Raw genomic sequence first — 14,300 nt, 5'->3', positions numbered from 1 at the left:
GGGCGTCCTTGATTCGCGCGGCAGCAGTGCGGTCCTCAACGCGGCGGCTCGGGCGGCGCAGGCGGCGGATGCGGTGGCAGCGATTGACCCGCTTCCTGGACGACGCGCGTTTCCGCGACACCGCGATCGTGCTGGATATTCGCCATCGCCTTCAACCGCTCGTCGACGATCTGGTTGACCGTACCAGGTTCACCGATCTTGCCCGCGCGCACGCCCGTCAGAATTTCGATTCCAGTATCGATCGTATCCACGGGATAAATGTGGAACTGTCCGCGTTCGATCGCACCGGTCGTTTCCGGATCAAGCATCAGGTTCGACACGTTGGTGCGCGGCACCAGCACGCCCTGCGTCCCCGTCAGCCCGATCGCCTTGCACACGCGGTAGAAGCCCTCGATTTTTTCATTGACTCCGCCGATCGCCTGCACGTTGCCATATTGATCGACCGATCCGGTCACCGCCAGTTCCTGCCGCAGCGGGATACCCGCGAGCGCAGAGAGCAGCGCGTACAGTTCGGTCGAACTCGCGCTGTCGCCGTCGATTCCCGAGTAGGATTGCTCGAAGCAGATGCTCGCGCTCATCGCGATCGGATGCGTCTGCGCGAAGCGCGAGCGCAAAAAGCCGCCGAGAATCATGATGCCCTTGTCGTGGGTCGATCCCGAAAGCCGCGCCTCGCGCTCGATATTGATCAGTCCCGCCTGTCCCAGCGCGACGGTCGCCGTCACTCGCGACGGACGCCCGAAGGCGTAGCCGCCGACGTCGAGCACCGCCAGGCCGTTGATCTGTCCGACGCTCGATCCGCTGATATGCACCACCAGCGTGCCGCTCGCGATCAGCCGGCGTATTTCTTCCTCGATAAAGTTCAGCCGCAGCATCCGTTCGCCGAGCGCCCGCTCGACGTGCGCCGCAGCGACGCGGGCGGCATTTTCAGCGCGCGCAAAGTAGGCCGCCTCGCGCGCGAGATCGTCAATCGGCTCGAGCATCGCCAGCACCCGCGTGCGATCGCCGGCCATCCGCATTCCGTATTCGACGATCCGCGCGAGCGCGCCCGCGTCGAACGGCGGCAGATTCTCCTTGCGCGCGAGCGACCCCACACGCGTTGCATAATGCGCCGCCGCGCCCGCGTCGGCGCTCACCGCCGGCCGCATCTCCGCCTTGACCTTGAACAGCTCGGCAAAGTCGGGGTCGTAAAAGTAGAACAGGTTGTAAAGTTGCGCGCCGCCGAGCACCACCAGCTTGTTGCTGATTTTGATCGGTTCCGGCTTGAGCCCGCTCATCGAAAAAAACGGAAACGGCTCGAACGTCTCGAGCGTCATGCGCCCCGACTTGAGGCTCCGCTTGAGCGTCTTCCATACGCCCGGCTCGACCGCCGCGTCTTCCAGATCGAGCACCAGGAAGCCGCCGTGCGATTTCAGAAACGAACCGCTGATTATTCGCGTGAAGTTGGTTCCGGCCCGACCCATCGGATCGACCCAGCGCTCGATCGTGCCGAACAGGTTGTGATACGTCGGCGCATCCTCGAGCACCACCGGCGCGCCGCGCGTGCCCGAATTATCGACCATCACGTTGACCTGGTACTCTAGCATCCGCGTCGCAAGGTCCGGCATCGGCGGACGCTGCGCCTGCTCCGCGGGACTCAGCTCGCGGAAGCGATCCAGGTTGTCCAGCATGTGCTCGGCCACGTGATCGAGGTACTTGTCTACGTCCGCATTGTTGAAATGCTGCTTCACTTCATCGACCGACGGCGTGATCAGCCGCGATGCGAACGACCGCTCGATCGCGCGGATGTCGTCGATCAGCTCGCGCATCATTTCCTGCTGCTTGAGAATCAAAGCCGCTAGCTCGTCCTGCACTTCGCCCTGCACCTGCGCGAGGCGCTCGCGTTCGGCTTCGGATTTTTCCGCCATCGCGCGATTCAGAACCTCCGGCGACTCGGGCATCTTGCCCTCGACCAGCGGGATGAAAATGATCTGGCCGGTCGGCGCGGTCTGAATTCCAAAGCCGCGTTCGCGCGCTCGATTCTCGAGCTGGCCGAACAATTCCTGCGCGCGCTTGTTGTATTTGTCGCGCAGCGCGGTCCGTTCCTGATCGAAATCCTCGCGCCGGAACGCCTTTGGCAATTGCTCGAGCACGAAGCTCACCAGCTCCGTCATCCGCTCGCGCAGTTCGATGCCCTTGCCGGGCTCGAGATAAATCGCGGTCGGCGACTCGGGATTCCTGAAATTATTGACGTACACCCAGTCGCCTGGCGTCGGCATCGTCGCCGCTTTCTCGCCCAGTAACCGCAGCACCGATTCGCGCTCGTGGCGGGTGCGAAGCCCGCTTACGAACACGTTGTAGCCGGGCGCGTCGATGCCGATTGCCAGGCGAATCGCGTCGAGCGCGCGGCCCTGTCCGAACAATCCCACCGCCCCGTCGCTGTTCGCCGCGCGCTCCAGCGCGTCGGCATCGATCGGCAGCGCGATTCGCAACTCCTCGGCGCTCAACTCCGGATGAACCGGGGCGCGCACTCGATCGTTTTCGCCCGGTTTTTCGATGCGGTCGGTATTGTCGGTCATCGAGGTAGCCGCATCCGGCGCGATCACGATTTTTTCAGCGAGATACGCCGGCCTTTCTTTTTTGGCAGGATGATTGTGAGCGTCCCTTCCGAATATTTCGCGGTCGAGGCTTCACCGTCGATCGATTCGGTAAACGAAAAACTGCTTTCCAGCATTCCGCCGAGCTTGACCGGCACTCGCACCGCGAGCCGCTGTCCCAGCACCTCGACCTGAAGCTGCGCCGGATCGATTCCGGCCGCCGCGAGGCGCACCTGGTAGCTGTCCTCGTGGTCGAACACGTCGGCATGCTCGAACTCGTTGGGGCGAGTGCCGCACTTCCAGCGATCGATCAGCAGCTCGTCGAAAAATTCGTCGAACGCCTTGTCGAAGTCTTCGATTCCAAATCCGCGGCGGATCGTCATAGGTCTGAGTTTCCCACGATTTTCCCGCAATTGTAATGCGCAGACGGTACCCCGGTCGAGCCTCTCACCCGCGCGCGCAGGCCGAACCTTGAGCTTGCCACCAATCCACTGGCGGCGTATGTTTCCGATTGTGCCAAACTTAGCAAAAATCCTTGCCGCCACGGACTTTTCGGAAGACTCGGAACTCGCGCTCGGCTACGCCGAGGAGTTCGCGAAGAAATTCGGCGCCGAAATCATCGTGCTGCACGTCGATCAGCCGCTCGCGCCGGTCATGATGACGCCGGAACTCGGTCCCGCGATGGACGTCGGTGCGATGAGCCGCATCGGCGAAGAGCAGCGTCTGCTCGCTCAGCGCGAGCTCGACAAAATCGTCGGCAAGTTTCGCGACGCCGGTCTGAAGGCGCGCAGCCTGCTGAAGGTCGGCTCGCCGTTCCTGGAAATCCTGCATACCTCGCAGAGCGAGAACGCCGACCTGATCGTGCTCGGCACGCATGGCCGCACCGGATTGGCGCACGTGCTGATGGGCAGTGTCGCCGAGCGCGTCGTACAAAAGGCGGCATGCCCGGTGTTGACGATTCGGCACCCCGATCGCAAGTTCAAGCATCCGCTCGACAAGTAACCCGCTCGCCCGCGCACTCGAATCGTTTCGCGAGAGCCTCGGCCTTTTCTCGCTTTTTCGGCAGCAGATCTCGGTCATTTCGAACGCAGTGAGAAATCCCGGATCCTCCTCCGATAGTTCACCGGCGTGACCCGCGCGCAAGACCTCGCCCGCCGCTATGATTCCTGGTGTAGCTCAACCCTTCAGCGTCTGCTGCAAGTTCGCGCCCTCGCGACGCCTGAATCCTGATGCCACGCTGAGGCGCTCTAGATGCTGATCGATGATCTTGCCGCCGAGGCGCACGCGATGCTTCGCGAAGAAATCCTTCACCTCAGTCTCGCGATCGAGTAGGCGGACGATCGCCTCGCACATCCGCGGCAGCGCGCTGTCGGGATACTTCGCGATCATCTCGTCCCAATGATCCTTCAAGTAGTCCCACGCCTCGTAGCGGCATTCCGTATTGAGCAGCAGCGAATGCATCAGGTACGGCGAATTTTGCGTGCGCACCTGTCCGTCGAGCGTCATCGCCATCGTTTGCCGCAGCAGATCGCGATCGCGGAAGCCCGCCAGCGAGAACAGGAAGCGCTGTTCCTCCTGCGGGGTGCGCGGCGATTTGAACTTCGCCTTGAACTCCGCGTAGCGCGCGGCATCGCCGCAATGCGCGAGGATTCCGACCAGCGGCGCCGCCAGATCGCGATCCGCCGATGCGGGATTGTCCTCGAATCGCGCGTAGAGTTCGCGCGCGCGCCGCTGCACGTCCTTGTCGTCGCCGAGCGTGCCGAGCGCGCCGATCAGCGTGCCTCTGAGTTGCCGCTGCAGGTCGCTCTCGCCGGACCGCGACTCCCATCCGAGCCGTGTCGCCGCCGGACCGACCGTCTCGCGCACCGCCGCCGCCAGCACCGGACGATCCGCTTCCGCCGCGATCATGTCGAGATAGCTGAACGCGCCGATCATCGCGCGCCACACATTGATGTCAGTCTCGCCGCCGAACAACCGCGTCATCTTCAGAAATTCGCTGAGCGGTCCCATTCCCGCGACGGTCGCCGCCCACGTATCGCTCACCAAGCCAAAGCGTTCGATTGGTTCGAGCGAGTTCAGATTCTTCGTCAATGACGCGAGCAGCTCCGGCGCATAATGAACGCGATAGAAACCGTGGCCTCCCTCGTTCGCGAGCGCCCATTCAAGCTTGCCCGGGAGCGGCAGCGTCGATTCGCGCGCGTCGAGCAACACGCGATGCGTCGATACGCCCTGCTCAGTCTTCACGCGCACCAGAATCGGCACCTGCCAAAGCTGCGCGTTGTCTTCGGGCAGATAAAAGAAGCGCCGCTGCGAAAGCTTGAGCCCGCGGCCGTCGGCGGTCGGCGTCAAATCGATGATCGGAAAGCCCGGCTGGAAAATCCACGAGTCCATCATCTTGCGGACCGGCTCGCGCGACGCCTCCTCGAGCGCGTCCCACAGGTCGCCGGTTTCCGTGTTGTCATACTGATGCTTCTTCAAATAGAGGCGGATGCCGTCGCGAAATACCTCGGGCCGAAGATATTGCTCGAGCATCCTGAGCACCGCGGCGCCCTTCTCGTACGTGAGGATGTCGAACATCGCGCGGCAATCCTCCGGGCTCAGCACGGGATACTCGATCGGCCGCGTGCTGCGCAGTCCATCGATCGCCATCGCCGCGGCGCGCGATACGCTGAAACTCTCCCACCGCTTCCACTGCGGCTTCCACGCATCGACCGCCAGCATCTCCATGAACGTCGCGAACGCCTCGTTCAGCCAGATGCCATTCCACCAGCGCATCGTGACCAGATCGCCGAACCACATGTGCGCGTTCTCGTGCGAGACGACGTCCGCCACGCGCTCGAGTTCGGCGCGCGACGCGGTCTTGTCGTCGGCGAGCAGCGCGGTCTCGCGAAACGTGATCGCACCCAGGTTTTCCATCGCGCCCGACGCAAAATCCGGAATCGCGATCAGATCGAGCTTGTCGCCGGGGTACTTGAGCCCGTAGTAATCGGCAAAGTACTTCAGCGAGAACGCGCCGATCTGCTTAGCCCACTCGGTCAACGATTCTTTGCCCGGCACGTGCACGATTCGAAGCGGCGTACCAGCATCGACCGGCGCAGTCGCGACGAACTCGCCCACGATAAACGCGACCAGGTAGGTGGACATCTTGATCGTCTCCTTGAAGACGACCTCCTTCTTGCCGTTGCCGAGATCGCGCTCGCTCTCCTGTCCGCCGTTGGAAATCACCGCGAGATTTTTATCGACGACCAGGATTCCCTTGTAGCTCGCCTTGATCTCCGGCTCGTCCCAGCACGGAAACGCGCGGCGCGCATCCGTCGATTCGAATTGCGTCGTTGCGACGACGTGCGTCTTGCCCGACGCGTCCTGGTACTGGCTCCGGTAAAAGCCGTGCAGTTTGTCGTTGAGAATTCCGCGAAACGCGATCGTGAGCGTCCACTCGCCCGGCTGAAGCGTTTCCGCGAACTTCAGATGCGCCCGCTCCTTCACCGCTTCGAGCGTCGCGATCCCCGCGATCGATTTGCCCGCGCGGTCAACCGTTGTCTTGTCGATTTCCAGTTCCAGCGCGTTCAGCACGATTTCATCCGTCGCCTGATTGACGGTGATCGCGACCGCCACCTCGCCTTGAAACGTAAACGCCTTAAGGTCCGGCCTCAGACGGATCTCGTAGCGATGCGGCGTCACGTTTTTCGGCAGCCGGTAGTCCTGCGATGATTCTGCGAGCGGCGCTCCTTGCTGATCGCGCATCGTTTTCCTTCCTTGTATGTGGTCCAGCTTGAGTCTCAGCGGGACGACGCCCGCCGATCGCTAAGATATTGCAAACCGCAGTTTCTTGCGAGCAACCTTTTCACTCGCCGGGAATCGCGAGCGGCCGCTGCATCCACAGCACGTCCCAGTAGCGGTTCAGCTTGCGTCCGTTCTCGCTGAACACACCCACATCAGTAAAGCCAAATCGTCGATGCATCCTCACCGACGCCTCGTTCGGAATCGTTATTCCCGCGAGGATCCGGTGGATGTCCTCATTCTTCAGCGCCGCGAACAGCGTCCGATACAACATCGATCCAATCCCGCGCCCTAGCGCATCGTGCGCGCAGTAGATTGTCGTCTCGACGCTGGTGTCATACGCCGCCTTGTCGCGAAATTGCCCGCTGCCGGCATATCCCACGACCCTGCACCCATCTTCCGCGACGAACAGCCGATGCCGCGCGGTACCGGCGTGCTCCTCGAACCATTTCACGCGCTGTTCAGGCGTAAACGGATGCAGGTCGAATGTGATCGGCGTGTTGATGACGTAGTAGTTGTAAATCTCCACGATGCGCGCGAGATCGCTGCGCACCGCCAGCCTGATGCTCACGTCCCCCCATGACGATCCTCTGCTGACAGTGTTTGAATTTTTCAGCAACGGACGAACCGCTCCAACTTTGAAAATTTCACAACTCTCGCAGAGACGCAGCATTAAGCGAATTTCACAATCTTGTTATTTCTGAGAGTTTGTGAACTTGCTCCAGGAACCAAATTTCACCAAATTTGTCATTCTGAGGCTAAGGCTGCGACGCCGAAGAATCCCGGATCTTTTCTTTTCTCTCGTCGCCAGCGTCGCGCGCCAGGTCCGCAAACGTGATCAGCCTGGTCCCGCGCCCCGATCGCGATACCTCCCAAGCGCGAACAGTGCCTCACTGAACTCCTTTTCCTCATACTAACAGCGCGTAGCGCGCATCTTCCGGACGGGAAGCCCGAAACCCGTAAGGGGTTTCGGTTTCTTTACTCCTCTCCTTCCCCTCTTCCCAACTCCGCGAACGTGATCAACTTGATTGCGCGCCGATCGATCGACTCGCGAACGCGCGCGCTGGTGAGAATTTCGACCTCAAGCTGCGCCTCGGCCGGCGGAGGAACGCCGCCTACATCGGCCGCCGGATGAAAATAGAGTTCGGTCGCGCCGTCGCGCAATTTTTCGATCACGCCCACGACGTAGTCCTCGCTCAGATGCCCGCTCTGATGCAGTCCGAAGAGCGCATCCGTCGATTTGAGTCCTCGCTCGGCCATCAATCGGCGCGTGCGCCTCGAGAGCGTCCGAAAAATTACCGACTCGATCAATTTTCGCGCCGCATGATCGCGCCGCAACCTAAGCGTCGTCATCACGCGCTCCCGCGGCAACCGGATACACGGCACTTTGTACTCGACTGCAAGCTCCACGAGGATGTCGGCGACCAACGGATGCACATGAAAGTTCAGATGGCCATCGATGTGATTCAAGTATCCAATCAACTCAAGATGCCGCTCGACTTGCGCCCGCAATTCATCGCGCATCTTCGCCCGCAGCAAGCGGTCGAAAAAATATCGCATCCCCGCCGTAACCGGACTCTCGATAAACTCGCCCGAGTCGCCGACAGCGCCCGCGAGCCGCGACGAATTCAGCACGCTCCGCCCCCGGCACACCACCGCATGCAGCCCGACGTCGAGCGCAGGATTGCTCTTCGCCAACTCGGCTGCCTCGCGCGCCGCCGGCTCTGCGACCATCAGGCTCGCGCTGCCCAGGATTCCCTCGCGATGCGCTCTCACGATGCCGGCGTTGATCTCCGGCGACCGGCCGAAGTCGTCACCATTGACGATCAGCCGCTTCAATCGTAGTTCCCGCGCTCGCGCTGGTTTGCGCCAGCATCGTGCAAACTGGATGAAGCGGTGAAATAAATCTCGTGGATGAAGCGCACCGCAGCAATTCTGCTAACATCTGCGCCGACGCTCAACCGTCGCGCGGATTTCCAGCTATGAGATCGCTTCAGTGATACTGCTCTTCTACGCATTCGCCCGCGAGATCGCGCCGTTCAAACGACGCTGCAAACCTCGATCGCCGATTTCGCACCACGGCTTGCACGGGTTCACCGCGACCGTCGCGGGCAAGCAGTTCACCGTGATCGGTCACGGCATCGGGCATCGCCGCGCGCGCGAAACCGCGCTCAGCGCATTCGAACTCGTTCCAGAGCCCGAAAAAATAATTGCCACTGGCGTGGCCGGCGCGCTCTCCGCCGGTCTCAAGCCCGGAGATCTGGTTCTCGCCGATCGGATTCTGATGCTCGACGCCGGCAGCGAAGTCGCGCGGCGCGTCGATTCGATCGCAGCATCAGACCTTCAGGACGCTGGCCGCGCGCTGACTCGCGCCGGTCTCCGCCACTCGATCGGCGCGATGCTGACCATGCATCGCGTGATCAGCGCCGCCGAGAAACGCCGCGCCAAAGACCACACCGGCGCTATCGCCGTCGACATGGAAACCGCCGCTATCGCCGACGAAGCGAGCGTTCGCGGAATTCCATTCATCTCGATTCGCGCCGTGCTCGACGAAGTGGACGACGAAGTTCCCGGCGCGGAGATGCTCGACGAGCAGGGCCGCGTGCGCCCGCTTGCCGCGACCTCCTTTTTCGTGCGCAATCCCGGCGTCGTGCTCGAATTGCCCAAGATGATTCGCAATCTCGGGCGCGCGACTAAATCTATCGCCGACGCCCTCGAAGCGATCGCTTACGACGGCGACCTCCCCTCCGCTAAGAAGAGGCGCGCGACCGGTTCGGCGGGATGAACGCGCCCGCATTGAATCCGCCGTCGATCGGCACCGCCACTCCGGTGATAAACGCCGCCTGGTCCGAAGCGAGGAACGCCGCCAGCGCCGCGACCTCCTCCGGCTTTCCGTTGCGCCCCAGCGGATGCATATTGCCCGTGCGCTCCCACACCTGCGACGAACTCCCGGCCGGCGCCTGGTTGCAATTCTCCGCGATCGGCGTCTCGATCACGCCCGGACAAATCGAAACGCATCGAATCTGATGCCGCGCGAAATCCAGCGCAATTCCCTTCGACATGATCACCACGCCGCCCTTCGCCGCCTGATACGCGCCGAGATTCGGCACCCCCTCGAGGCCCGCGCCGCTCGCCGTATTGATAATCACGCCGCCGCCCTGCTTGATCATCTGCGGAATCGCGTACTTGCACCCGAAGAACACGCCCTTCATGCAAACGTCCACCACCCAGTCCCATTCCTCTTCGGTGGTATCGACGACGTTCTTCGGCACGTACACGCCGGCGTTGTTGAACAGCACATCGAGCCGGCCGAACGCTTTGACCGTTTCGTTGACCATGCGCTCGACTTGCGCCCCGATTCGCACGTCCACTGCGATCGATTTCGCAGTGCCCGCGGCCTTCTCGATCATCGCGGCGGTGTTGCTGGCCGATTCCGCTCGCACGTCGGCGACCATTACCTTGGCGCCTTCCTGCGCAAATCGAATCGCGCTCGCTTGTCCGATTCCAGAGCCTGCGCCCGTGACCAACACGACTTTGTCTTTTAGCAGCATCTGTGTTTCCTCTGCGGTCCGATTAAAGATCGACGATTCACGTTTGCTACAACGGCTTGTCACAACCCCAAATATATTGAAAGCCGCGCCGCTCCGTCCTGATTCCCTCGCCCGTTATCTTACGGGAGAGGAAGCCGAAGTCGCGGAACGCGACGAGGCAGGTGAGGGTGCTGGATCGCCCGCCAACGCACCCGGCCCGTTCGACACTCGTGCCCTTTTCTCGGCGTCGCCCTTCCACACCGGCAAGCCACGCTCATAGGGAAAATCTTTCAGATGGCGCTCGACCGCGGCGGCGTCGCCATAGCAATCCCGCCGAGTGAGTATATGAATGGCTAATACCAGGAACGGCAAATATATAAACACCGCCGCCCATCCTATATTCGGCGCGCCGATTCGAAATAGCATCGTGATACCGAAAATGACTATTCCCGAATAAAGCGCCGCCCCGAGCAGCGCGCGCGACGGCAACGACGGCATCGCTCCCTGCGGCGCATCCCCGCTTCGATTCAGCCGCGCGTCGAGGAACTGGAAAATCGCGATCGTGATCGCCGCCACCAAATACCAGCCCAGATAGTTGCTGATCGGCACCCCGAAATGAGGCCCCGGCGGGTCGTACCAGAAAATCTTGCCGAGAAACCACCTGTCGCCCAGCACGCTCAGCGGATCGACCACCAGGTCAATCATGACCATGAATAGCGCCGCCATCAGCCACACCCGCGGCGCGCGCCGTATCTCCCACGTGTCGAGCAGCCGCACGTCCGCGCCGCGCCGATAAAGCGGCGCACTCAGCAGCAACGCCACCGTGTAACTCGCGAAGCCCAGGAACGTAAATGACAGCGAGTCCATGAAAGGCACGCCGAACACCCAAAGCTCGCGCCCGCGAGTCGTCTCGATATAGTGATACAAGCCGAACGGGAACCCGTTGTGCACCGACGACCACTCGCACGCGAGCGACACCACGTAAGTCAGCACCCCGAACAGTATAGTAGTGCGGATTCCGAAATTGACTATTGCAATTAGTAAAAAACTCGCCAGGAAAATGAATACGTACGGACGCAGCGCAATAGTCAGTAGCAGCAGACGCATTGGCTATGCAGCGCTCCTGGACGTAATTTGCGACTGATAAAACTCGATCGCGCTACGAAGCGCACCTTCGATCGCCTTGGGCTCGTAGCCCAGCTCCGCCTGCGCTTTCGACGAATCGAAGAACATCCGTTTGCGCGACATCCGCACTTCGGTCAGGCTCGCGCGCGGCGCCCGGCGCGTCACCGCGCGGGCAAACGCTTCCGCACCGAGCGCGTAGCCAAACGCAACCGCGTACGGAATCCGCAAAACCGGTGCGGGCAGTCCCGAAATGCTCGCGAGGCGTCCCAGAAAATCCCTGAGCGTGACGTTTTCCCCGCCCAAAATGTATTTTTCACCGATACGTCCGCGCTCCGCCGCCAGCAGATGGCCGCGCGCGACGTCCTCGACATCGACCAAATTCAGCCCCGTCTCGACGTAAGCCGGCATCCGCCGATTCAGAAAATCCACGATGATTCGTCCGGTCGGAGTCGGCTTGAAATCGAGCGCGCCGATCGGCGTTGAAGGATTCACGATTACCACCGGCACGCCGCTTTTGGCCGCCGCGAGCGCCTCCTGCTCCGCCATGAATTTCGATCGCTTATAATGCCCCGGCATATCGTCGAGCGAGGACGGCGTGTCCTCCTTCCCGATTCCGCCGTGCGGTATCCCCAGCGCCCCCACGGTGCTCGTATATACGATTCGTACTACGCCCGATGCCGCAGCCGCGCGCAGCACGTGCCGGGTCCCCTCGACGTTGGTGGCGTACATCGGCGCGGGATCCGTCACCCACAGCCGGTAATCAGCCGCGACGTGATAGACCTCGTCGCATCCTTTGACCGCGCGCTCGACCGAATCGAAGTAGCGCAAATCGCCGCGGATTATTTCCACGTCGAGGCCGGCCAGCGCGCGCAGATCAGCCTGCTCGCGCACCAGCACCCGCACGCGATCGCCGCGCGCCAGCAACGCGCGCGCAACGTGGCTCCCGACAAATCCGTTGGCGCCGGTGACGAGCGCGGTCCTTGTTTTTTCCGGCGCCATCGCTTATCCGCCCGCCCGCGATACTATCGCATTTGCTGCCGCGCGTCCCGCAATCACCGCGCTTTCGATCGTTGCGGGCAGCCCGGTCTGGATCCAGTCGCCCGCCAGAAAAAAATTCGGGATCGGCGTCTCGACCGTCGGCCGCAGTTCATGCGAACTCAGGTCGGGCGCCATCGTCGCCTGTTTTTCCTTGAGCACCAGCCATTTGACGACGTTCGCTTCCGCCGCGGCCGGTATCATCCGCTTTAGATCGCGCATCACGATTGCGATCAATTCGTCGTTGCCCAGATCGATCAGCTTGCGCGCGCCGCTGATCACGAAACTCAGGTACCCCGGATGCTGCTCGCCGCGCTCGCTGAAGATGCGCCGCTTGTTGAACATCCATTGCGTAGTCGTGTCGATAAATCCTACGAACGGCGAGTCGGTGATTTCGCGATCGAACCATACGTGCGCGCAGATAATCGGCGAACTGGACAGCCCCGCCAGCCGCGCGAAGAAATTGTTGGCGACCGCGTTCTCCGGCAAGAGCCGCATCAACTGGGGCGCCGGCACCGCCGCGATGAAATTCGACGCCTCGATTCGCCGTCCGCCGCGAAGCCTCACGCTCTGGATTCTTCCGCCCTCACCCGGTTCGAGCATCTCAACCGTCGCCCGCGTTTCGACCGCGCCGCCCGCACGCTCGATGAACTGTTTCGCGCCCGTGCAATAGAGATCGCTGAGCCCCACCCGCGAATAGACAAACGCCGAGTCGCGGCGGCGCGAAAAAAATGCGCGCTTCAGAACCTCCGCCAGCAATTCCGCCGACGACGATTCGGGCTCGTCATTCAGAGTCGCGACCGATATCGGATACCAAAAACATTGCCGCGCATTTTCCGACTGCCCGAGCCGATCCATCAACTCGGACACCGTCAGATTCTTCAACTCTCCGCGCCGGCGCATCGCCAGCAACTTGAACCCCGCGCGCATCGCCGCGACTCGCTCGCGCGTCGTCAGATGACCATAACCGAGCAGCGCGCCCGACATATGCAACGGCCCCGGCAGCCGGCTGGTCCGAAGCCGCGCGCTTCGTCCCGCTCCGGCCAGCATTTCGATTTCGAGATCCTCCTGAAATACCAGCTTGTCGCGCGCGCCGATCTGTTCGATAAAATCGAGCGTCTCGCTGTAGCAACCCATCAGCACGTGCTGGCCGTTATCGACGAAATCCCCGGTCTCCGCGTCGGAGAACGAATACGCGCGTCCGCCCAGCGCCGGCTTGCCTTCGAGCACGACGACGCGAAACCCCTTGCTGGCCAGCGCGACGGCGGCGCTAAGTCCGGCGAATCCGGCGCCGATTACGACCACATCCTTCGCGCCAGGCATCGTATTGGTTGTGGTCATTCGGAATTAAGTGTCATCCGATCCGCGCGCTTAATCGACTTGCGGCCCACGCGCGCCCGACCAGGTAAAGTTTGTGCGGCGCCGAAAGGCTGTGACGCCGATCGAGCACGCGATAATTCGATTTGATAATCCGCTCGAGCAGCGCGCCGTAAATTAATCGCATCGCTTCCGCCGTCAGCAGCGTCGCTCGATCTTCTGGAGCAAGTTGTCCAAGCGCGAGTTCGTAAAATTGCCGCGCTCGTTTCGCTTCAAAATCCATCAGGCTGACAAAATTGCCGCTATAGACGCCGCGCAGGATGTCATCCTCGCTGACGCCGAATCGTTTCAGGTCTTCGAGCGGAAGATAAATTCGCTTGCGTCCGGCATCTTCCCGCACGTCGCGCAAAATATTCGTGAGCTGAAATGCGATACCGAGATTCTCCGCATACGATTTCGCCGACGGATTCCGGTACCCGAAAATCTCGATGCAAATCAGTCCCACCGCCGACGCGACGCGATAGCAGTACAGCCTGAGCTCCTCGAACGTAGGATAGCGATCGCGCGAGAGATCCATCTCAACGCCCGCGATCACATCTTCGAAATGCCGCCGCGGAATCCTGAATCGCCGCACGCTGTCGGCCAGCGCCCGCGACACCGGCCGCGTTGGATCGCCCGCGTAGACGCGTCCCAATTCGTCGCGCCATTTGTCCAGCAGATACGCCGGATCGCGCACCGATTCATCGTCTGCGATGTCATCCACGAAACGGCAGAACGCGTACACCGCATGCAGCGCGCGGCGCCGCTCCGCCGGCAGCAGCATGAAGGCGTAGTAAAAATTCGACGACGATCGACGCGTCACTTGCGCGCATCGCTCGTAGTCCGCTTCCAGCAAAGCGCCGTTGTGCGCGCTCGAGGACGCCGATGCCGCGACCGCCAC

General features: G+C 61.8%; 12 protein-coding genes. 2 read left to right on the top strand and 10 right to left on the bottom strand.

Annotation, left to right across the window (positions count from 1 at the left end):
* Positions 1–35 precede the first annotated feature (35 nt).
* A complete protein-coding gene (locus tag Q7S58_RS00425) occupies positions 36–2,582 on the bottom strand; it encodes a Lon protease family protein (RefSeq protein ID WP_304819653.1) in 2,547 nt (848 codons plus the stop codon).
* Positions 2,579–2,956: an Hsp20/alpha crystallin family protein gene (locus Q7S58_RS00420; RefSeq protein WP_304819651.1), complete on the bottom strand. Its 378-nt coding sequence runs from the start codon at positions 2,954–2,956 to the stop codon at positions 2,579–2,581. The genes Q7S58_RS00425 and Q7S58_RS00420 overlap by 4 nt, the downstream gene beginning before the upstream one ends.
* 130 nt (positions 2,957–3,086) lie before the next feature.
* Between Q7S58_RS00420 and Q7S58_RS00415 the strand changes: the two genes are divergently transcribed.
* Positions 3,087–3,575, top strand: coding sequence for a universal stress protein (locus Q7S58_RS00415; protein ID WP_304819649.1), 489 nt, complete (start codon positions 3,087–3,089; stop codon positions 3,573–3,575).
* Between the two features lie 174 nt (positions 3,576–3,749).
* On the opposite strand, the gene Q7S58_RS00410 is transcribed toward Q7S58_RS00415, so the two are convergent.
* From Q7S58_RS00410 to hpnK, 3 genes are all read right to left on the bottom strand, one after another.
* Positions 3,750–6,317: a M1 family metallopeptidase gene (locus Q7S58_RS00410; protein ID WP_304819647.1), complete on the bottom strand. Its 2,568-nt coding sequence runs from the start codon at positions 6,315–6,317 to the stop codon at positions 3,750–3,752.
* Between the two features lie 100 nt (positions 6,318–6,417).
* On the bottom strand, positions 6,418–6,924 hold the full coding sequence (locus tag Q7S58_RS00405) for a GNAT family N-acetyltransferase (RefSeq protein WP_304819645.1): 507 nt from the start codon (positions 6,922–6,924) through the stop codon (positions 6,418–6,420).
* 407 nt (positions 6,925–7,331) lie between these two features.
* The gene (gene hpnK / locus Q7S58_RS00400) at positions 7,332–8,192 is read right to left on the bottom strand and encodes a hopanoid biosynthesis-associated protein HpnK (RefSeq protein WP_304819643.1); all 861 of its coding nucleotides are present in this window, start codon (positions 8,190–8,192) and stop codon (positions 7,332–7,334) included.
* A gap of 157 nt (positions 8,193–8,349) precedes the next feature.
* Between hpnK and Q7S58_RS00395 the strand changes: the two genes are divergently transcribed.
* Positions 8,350–9,138 (top strand): hypothetical protein, encoded by a 789-nt coding sequence (locus tag Q7S58_RS00395; RefSeq protein WP_304819641.1) that lies wholly within the window; start codon positions 8,350–8,352, stop codon positions 9,136–9,138.
* On the opposite strand, the gene Q7S58_RS00390 is transcribed toward Q7S58_RS00395, so the two are convergent.
* The 5 genes from Q7S58_RS00390 to hpnD all read right to left on the bottom strand — a co-directional run bounded on the left by Q7S58_RS00390 (position 9,104) and on the right by hpnD (position 14,300).
* A complete protein-coding gene (locus Q7S58_RS00390; protein ID WP_304819639.1) occupies positions 9,104–9,904 on the bottom strand; it encodes an SDR family NAD(P)-dependent oxidoreductase in 801 nt (266 codons plus the stop codon). The genes Q7S58_RS00395 and Q7S58_RS00390 overlap by 35 nt on opposite strands.
* Before the next feature lie 114 nt (positions 9,905–10,018).
* The gene (locus tag Q7S58_RS00385) at positions 10,019–10,990 is read right to left on the bottom strand and encodes a carotenoid biosynthesis protein (RefSeq protein WP_304819637.1); all 972 of its coding nucleotides are present in this window, start codon (positions 10,988–10,990) and stop codon (positions 10,019–10,021) included.
* Positions 10,991–10,993: 3 nt separating this feature from the next.
* Positions 10,994–12,007, bottom strand: a complete 1,014-nt coding sequence (gene hpnA, locus Q7S58_RS00380) for a hopanoid-associated sugar epimerase (protein ID WP_304819635.1) — start codon at positions 12,005–12,007, stop codon at positions 10,994–10,996.
* 3 nt (positions 12,008–12,010) lie between these two features.
* On the bottom strand, positions 12,011–13,384 hold the full coding sequence (gene hpnE, locus Q7S58_RS00375; protein WP_304819633.1) for a hydroxysqualene dehydroxylase HpnE: 1,374 nt from the start codon (positions 13,382–13,384) through the stop codon (positions 12,011–12,013).
* Positions 13,385–13,397: 13 nt separating this feature from the next.
* Complete coding sequence (gene hpnD, locus Q7S58_RS00370) at positions 13,398–14,300, bottom strand: presqualene diphosphate synthase HpnD (protein ID WP_304819631.1); 903 nt, start codon at positions 14,298–14,300, stop codon at positions 13,398–13,400.

The organism is Candidatus Binatus sp. (assembly GCF_030646925.1).
Taxonomy (GTDB): Bacteria; Desulfobacterota; Binatia; order Binatales; family Binataceae; genus Binatus.
Note: the sequence above shows the minus strand (reverse complement) of the source record. Positions and strands in the feature narration are given on the sequence as shown.